Below are 7,612 nucleotides of genomic sequence, written 5' to 3'. Positions count from 1 at the left end.
TTCTCTGTGATATTAAATATTTTAATAATCTTTTCTATCTTTGTTAACTTTCTACAACCTCTAAACTTTACCCTACCAAAGAGTTTCCACCTTGGTTTAAAAATTATTGAAATGTCTATTCTATAAGCTCAAAGATTATTTGGATAAAAATACAAATTTTTCAAAGAAATAATTAAAATACAAATCTGAAAAATGCCCTTTCTCAAAGGGTAAGAGCTATTTCTGAAGATGCAAATAAAAACACGCACAGCAAAAAATGATTTTAAAAAATCTACCGAGCTCAGAAAAAAAAGGATGGGAGCAATAAGTCCTAGCAAACCTCCTAATTTATTTGGAGTATTCTCTTTGACATGCAGAGAATCTTACGTAAGGACAGGTTTAAAAAAATAACACGTGGACTATTATGAATAATAATTTATAATTTTGTCAATAAAATTTTTAGAACCATATAAACTTTAACTATAGTGATTTTAGCCACAACCAAGATCCAGGAAAGTGAGTAGGAGCTCTTAGGGAATTTAAAAAATCCACCAACGTTAAAAAAAGCCTTGTTCCTAATCTAATATAAGTTTGACAGAGCTTCTAAACCTGCTAATATGGCTGCTTATTTTTTTAATCTGATTAATGGGGTGTCGCCAAGCGGTAAGGCACTGGGTTTTGATCCCAGCATTCCCAGGTTCGAATCCTGGCACCCCAGCCCATTATTTTTTATTTATTTTTATACAGGAAAGAAAGTGTCTAATCTTCGTGATATTCGTATTTTCCACGGTAGCGCTAACCCTCAGCTTGCTGTTAACGTAGCAAGAGAACTGAATACTCCTATTGGAAATGCATTAGTTATCCGTTTTAGTGATGGGGAGATTCGTATTGAAATACAAGAAAATATCCGTGGACGAGATATCTATCTGATTCATTCAACCGGGTATCCAGTCAATGAAAATATAATGGAATTAATTTTGATGGGAGATGCTTTTCGTCGAGCATCCGCTGCAAGCATTACCGCCGTCGTACCTTATTTCGGCTATGCACGCCAAGATCGTCGGGTGTGCTCTTCACGAGTCCCTATTAGCGCAAAAGTAATTGCTGATATGATGCAAAATGTAGGTTTTTCTCGATTGATCACTGTCGATCTTCACGCAGATCAAATCCAAGGCTTCTTTTATATACCAGTGGATAATATTTATGCAAGTATCACTGCATTAGAAGAATATCGCTTACTTGAAAAATTAGAAAACCCCATGATTGTTTCTCCTGATGTTGGTGGTGTAGTACGTGCTCGCGCTATTGCTAAACGACTAAACGATTCAGATTTAGCTATTATCGATAAACGTCGTCCTGGACCTAATCAAACTGAAGTCATGAATGTCATTGGCAATGTAGAGGGACGTCATTGTGTTATTGTAGATGATATCGTCGATACAGCTGGAACGCTATTCCATGCTACTCAAGCCTTAAAAAATCAGGGTGCTATAACAGTATCATCCTATTGTACCCATCCGGTTTTATCAGGTAATTCGATTGAAAATATTACAGAATCTGAAATTAACGAACTAATTGTCACCGATACTATCCCTTTACAAAAAAAAGCCGCAGATTGTAGAAAAATAAAACAAATCTCATTGAGCCACCTTATTGCTGAAACTATTTTACGTATTAACCAAAAAGAGTCCATTAGTTCAATGTTTTTAGATTAAAAAAGTACTAATATTTTAACCAAGCATTTAAAAATGAATCAAACTCTTCTTAAGAAAAAATTTTAACATAGAATCAATACATACTAGACTCGCATAAAAACATCTCTCAAGATAACTAATACAGTATTTATAACATTTTTAAATGAGAAATTATTTATTCACTTTTTTTGAGGATTAAAAAACTATCTGTATTTATTCTATTTGCGAAATATTTAAAATAAAGTTATTCTTAATTAAGAAATTTATTACATAACTTAATTCATAACTTAATTGAACTTTTTAAAAAATTACAATAGTAATAACACAATATATGAAACCTACTAATGAACCCTACTAAATTAAAAAATATCTAAACATTGCTAATAACCAGCTAATAACCACACCGTCTGTATTTGTAGATTACAGACATATAGTAGATTACAGATATACTAGCCGATGCTCCCTCCTGTGAAATCGCGTTGTAAATAAATATACCACAACATTCAAATGAAATACAGGATAACATAATATAAATCACTATATAAATCAATAAATCACTGAAACCAAAAAATTCTCATACCTAAACACAATAAAATCCCCCAATTAATCCAGAAAATATCTTATAGAAATTCTCCCAAAAGGCACCAATAGTTTTAATTATTTAGATTTAGTGTTCAGAAATATTTTAAAATTAAAAAACTAATATTTTTGAAAAAACTCACTATTCTATATTAAGCTATTAAGCTGAGGATGACAACATAGCGCGTACTCTCCATGTGAAAAAAGATTAAAAATAAAGAAATCCCTTTTAATTCTCCAACAACTACACAGAAATAATTCTTGCTTCGAAAAATAAAGATTTTTTCAAATCACTAAACATCTTAGGATAAGATGTTTTGTTTGTACTTACCAAACAATAAATAATTAATAAAATTATACTCCCTTATCTACACTAAAAGAGCTATATGTCTACTAGATGTACAGTTTTGTTCTAATTCACTGAGGACCCCTAAATCAATACTACTTATGTTGATTACGAATCAGATTAATCCCCACCAGTCAATTTTCACACATTTTTCAGTGAGTTTATCTGTTAAAGCAGGAAAATTAATAAATTAACCCTTAATAAATATACCTCTTTAAGGTAAAGAGGTATATTTAAAAAAAAATTACTCGCCAAGTAATATAATGAAATAATGATGTCACCCAATACAGGCGCAATCTCTCACCCCCATACCCCCCACCATAGTTTTTGAAAGCGCTAACGCTTTTAAAATTTCATTTTTGAAAAATATGAATTCACAAACTACTCATAAAAGGAAAAATTATCACTATAAGATCCTCTTTAACCTAAAAAGAGGAGAAGCAAATTTAACATAAATTAACATTTAGAAGTGATAAAAAGCCATCTAGAACGAAAGCAACTAAAAAAGTAAATTTTATATAAGAATCTTTAAATGACCAAAGATATCTCTTAACTTTCTATAAAAAACTATCAAAATAGCTAGCTAGTAATAAAAATCAATCAATATTTATCACTTCATTAAAATTGAATAAGTGTAGCACTAAAGTTTAGGTTGTATAATTAGGTAAAATTAGTATTGACAATACTAAAATTAAGCTAAACAGCGAAATATAAAAACACAATGACCCCTCCCCTCCCCCCCGTAAAAACATACTATTTATATGCTATGAATCCACTTTTATACTTATGTAAAGCAAATTTTTATTGAAGTACTAAACTATAACTAGGTTCACTAAATTAAGGCCTTTAAGAAAACTGACGCAGTTTTGCTCTTTACGGGCTTTCTTTTTAAATTCAACCTAAGTAAAATTCTTGATTAACAAATAAAAGGGCAATATATGGCCACTGAAAGTTTTAAATTTTTAGCTGAATTACGTAAAGAAACTGGTAAAAAAGCGGCACGGCGAATACGCCGATTAAATGAAAAAGTACTGGGCACTGTATATGGGGCAGGGAAGGCTCCTCAATCTATTGTTTTATGGCAAAAAGATATACTGAAAGCCTTCGAAAATGAGGCCATTTTTTCTTCCATTTTGACACTCGAAATTAATGATAAAAAACAAAAAGTAATTCTGAAAGATGTACAGCGTCACCACACTAAGCCAAAAATTCTTCACATTGATTTTCAACGAATTAAAGCATCTAAAACATTAACTATGCACGTTCCCTTACATTTCATTGGAGGGGAAGAATCTCCTGGGGTTAAAGCCGGCGGGATTATTTCCCATCTCCAAACTGATGTACACATTCGATGCCTGCCTGACGACTTACCGGAATATATCGAAGTGTGTATATCTAAATTAGACTTAAATGAATCCCTCCATTTATCTGATCTCAAACTACCTTCCAGTCTTAAATTGGCTACTGCTATCGAAGAAGAAAATAATTTACCTATTGTAAGTATTCATTTACCACGAGTAAGTAAAGTAGATATTAAGAATGAAGCTGCTGAAGCTAATCTAGCTGTTGCAAAAGCTATAGAAGAATCATTATTAGTTAAATCTGCAGAAATAACTACTGACCATAGTAAATCTGAAAAGGTCAGTACACAAAAACAAAAAAAGGAATAATCACTATTGGTACATGGAATTAAACTTATTGTTGGTCTAGGAAATCCAGGCAACAAATATTCTAGGAGCCGACACAATGTAGGAGCTTGGTTTGTTGAAACTTTAGCAAACCAAAAACAGCAATCTTTACGTACAGTAAATAAATTTCATGGATTAATTACTAAATGGAACTATTGTTGGTTATTTAAACCTTTAACTTATATGAACGAAAGTGGTTTAGCTCTGGCTGCTGTGACTCAATTTTATAAATTACTCCCACAAGAAATCTTAGTCGTCCATGATGAATTAGCCTTTCTAGCAGGAGATATTCGCTTAAAAAAAAACGGAGGACATGGAGGACATAATGGATTGCGAAATATCATTCAACATTTAGGAAGCACTCATTTTTATCGCTTGCGGATTGGGATCGCTCAGTTAGGATATAGAGATCAAATTATTCCATATGTACTAAATCCTCCTTCGAAAAATGATCAAAGTGCTATTCTTAGAGCAATTAAAAAAGGATTATCTATTGTCGAGAAATTAGTAATCGGTGAGTTTCAAATAGCAATGCGTGATTTACATAGTTAAAAAATTATTTTAGCTATAAAAACTAATTGTTTCTTTTTGGCTATAAGAGAGAGAAAAAATGGGCTTTAAATGTGGGATTGTCGGGTTACCTAATGTTGGAAAATCAACATTATTTAATGCATTAACTAAAGCAGGCATCGAAGCATCCAATTATTTTTTTTGTACTATTGCACCTAATGTAGGAGTCGTACCTGTCCCTGACAGGCGTCTTAAAAAAATTGCTCAAATTATTAATCCCAAACAAATCATTCCAACTACCGTTAATTTTGTTGACATCGCTGGTCTTGTTGGTGGCGCTTCTAAAGGAGAGGGGCTAGGTAATCAATTTCTAGCCAATATTCGTGAAACTCAAGCGATTGCTCATGTAGTTCGCTGCTTTGAAGACGAAAACGTGACACATTTTTCTGGAATTATTAATCCCGTTTCCGATATTGAAGTAATCAATACGGAATTAGTATTAGCCGACATGGAAACAGTCAATAAAATTTTAATTAAATTGATTAAAGAAAGTAAAAGTAAAGATAAAAAAGCTTTCAATACCCAACTTTTATTTAAAAAACTTAAAAATTGGTTGAATCAAGGAAACTGTTTACGAAATTTTGATTTAACGGAAGAAGAAAAATCACTACTCCGTCCTTATCAGCTTTTAACTTCGAAGCCTGTGCTGTATGTCGCAAATGTAGCTGAAAAAGGTTTCGTTAATAATCCTTTTTTAGATCAAATCTTCGAATACACTTTAAAAGAAAATGTGAAATTAGTTCCTATTTGTGCGGCTATTGAATCAGAAATTGCAGAACTTCCTTCTTCAGAACAAATAGAATTTTTACAAAGCCTTAATCTTAAAGAACCAGGATTAAACCGCCTCATTCAAGCAGGTTATGAAGTATTGGATTTAATTACCTTCTTCACCGCTGGTGTTAAAGAAGTCCGGGCATGGACCTGTAAAAATGGTACCAAAGCACCACAAGCTGCTAGTGTAATACACAGTGATTTCGAGCAGCATTTTATCTGTGCCGAAGTGATTGGGTATAACGATTACACTCAATTTAAGGGGGAACAAGGGGCTAAAGATGCAGGAAAATGGCGTTTAGAAGGGAGGAATTATGTCATCCAAGATGGGGATATAATACACTTCCGAACTGGAAATTAACAAATTGACATCATGAATAAAAATGATCATAATAAAAATTTTTTCTCGTAAATTCTTTATGGCTATGTAGCTCAGTTGGTTAGAGCATAGCATTCATAATGCTGGAGTCGGTGGTTCGAACCCACCCATAGCCATTTTTACTTTTACACCAAACCAACCTAATCACAATACTGGGGAATCATGAGCTTCATTTTCTTTACACTGTATTTGTAATTCTTTAAAGAAAGCTTAAAGTAGAAGAGCATTCAGTACAATCATAATTTATGTCTTTAGGATTAAAGCTATATCTTGAGAGTTTTTTTACAGTTTTACTGATATTCGCTTAATCTCCCCAAAATATAAATTGGGCATTCAATCTTATCATAAGATATGGTGATTAGGTATATACCCCACTACCCCTATAATCCTTGTTTTAATAAAAATTACATCTCTTTTTAAGTATAGCAATAGTTCCTTTCACGAAGAGTATAATATTGTATACATTCCTATAAAATTTTAGCTCCTCTTTATAATCAATGTTAAAAAAATAATGAATCTTTGGGGGTTCTCATATCTCTTACTGATCAAGTTAATATCTATACAAACACTCACTTTTGTAAAAAAACGACTACTTACCACCAAACTTAAGCTTCTTCCGATTAAAAAGAAAATACCAATTTTTTTATACTCTTGATGCAAAAAATTAGATACGTTTATTTTAATATAAAACATTAAGCTAGCTGATCTTCCTACAGAACTTACCATTTTTAAAAAACTTATTTTCTGAAACAGAGAATATTTTTTAAAAGAAAATAAAAACCTAACAATTTAATTTATTTTAAGATTAAATAACTTTAAACTATTATCATGATAGCCTAATGTCTTTTATTCGCTCATCCTTTTAATTACATAAAACTAATGTATACAAGAATTAATTATAAAAAATTATTTTAAAATGTTATTTAGGTACAAATTTTTCATCAAATTCTAAAAAGCCCTAGATCTTTTAAAGTAAATTTCATAAAAATTCTCTATTGATATTATCTTCATTCATCTGATTTATTGTTTTTAACAAGACTGGGTTTTTTGGAATCTAACAGAAAAAATCTATAAAAAATTTACAAACATAGTAATTCAATTTTATAGATAAAAATCTAAAATTATATCTTAATTAAGAAAATTTTAATAAATTGAATCATATAAATTATAAAATCCATTAAGATTGACTTAATTATTCCAGACAGAAAATTAAACTCCTCAACTGAAAATTATAAAACAAATAGGACTGTATAAATAGTTACTCAATATTTAAAACAACTGTTTAGATTTAAAAAAATTTGAGAGCATTTGAAATTCTATTTGGAAAATAGTTTTCTCTTGATTCTTCAAAAATACTGTATTTATGAATTAATTTTTTTGTATCATATTTTATTTCACTTTTTCTGTGGATTCTTAACGATTTCATAACAAGTCAAACTTGTTTAAAAATAAATTTACCGAAATCTAATCACATAAAAAATTAAGAAAATCACAAGTATATAAACTCAATAATTTTCTAATAAACTTTAATTGCAGTATATAGTTACAATAAAAAACTGTCTTTTTAGAACTCAATGAAATGTAATTCTTTATATCATATCTCTAA

The 7,612-nt window shown here is 30.6% G+C and carries 4 protein-coding genes and 2 tRNA genes; all 6 read left to right on the top strand.

The annotated features are described in order from the left end of the window. The first annotated feature begins 625 nt into the window (after window positions 1-625). Window positions 626-697 (top strand) — tRNA-Gln (locus CLERM_RS02830). 37 nt (window positions 698-734) lie between these two features. Further along, window positions 735-1,694, top strand: a complete 960-nt coding sequence (locus CLERM_RS02825; RefSeq protein WP_102157084.1) for a ribose-phosphate pyrophosphokinase — start codon at window positions 735-737, stop codon at window positions 1,692-1,694. A 1,842-nt stretch (window positions 1,695-3,536) separates the two neighbouring features. After that, window positions 3,537-4,268, top strand: a complete 732-nt coding sequence (locus CLERM_RS02820; protein WP_102157083.1) for a 50S ribosomal protein L25/general stress protein Ctc — start codon at window positions 3,537-3,539, stop codon at window positions 4,266-4,268. Between the two features lie 6 nt (window positions 4,269-4,274). After that, entirely contained in the window at window positions 4,275-4,838 is a 564-nt protein-coding gene (gene pth, locus CLERM_RS02815) for an aminoacyl-tRNA hydrolase (protein ID WP_102157082.1), read from the top strand. Between the two features lie 58 nt (window positions 4,839-4,896). Next, window positions 4,897-5,988: a redox-regulated ATPase YchF gene (gene ychF, locus CLERM_RS02810; RefSeq protein WP_102157081.1), complete on the top strand. Its 1,092-nt coding sequence runs from the start codon at window positions 4,897-4,899 to the stop codon at window positions 5,986-5,988. A gap of 60 nt (window positions 5,989-6,048) precedes the next feature. Beyond that, window positions 6,049-6,122, top strand: a tRNA-Met gene (locus CLERM_RS02805). Window positions 6,123-7,612 lie beyond the last annotated feature (1,490 nt).

Origin of the sequence: Coxiella-like endosymbiont (assembly GCF_002871095.1) — a bacterium.
In the GTDB taxonomy this organism is placed as follows: Bacteria; Pseudomonadota; Gammaproteobacteria; order Coxiellales; family Coxiellaceae; genus Coxiella.
The sequence above is the reverse complement of the archived record's forward strand: the minus strand, read 5'-3'. Positions and strand labels throughout refer to the sequence as shown.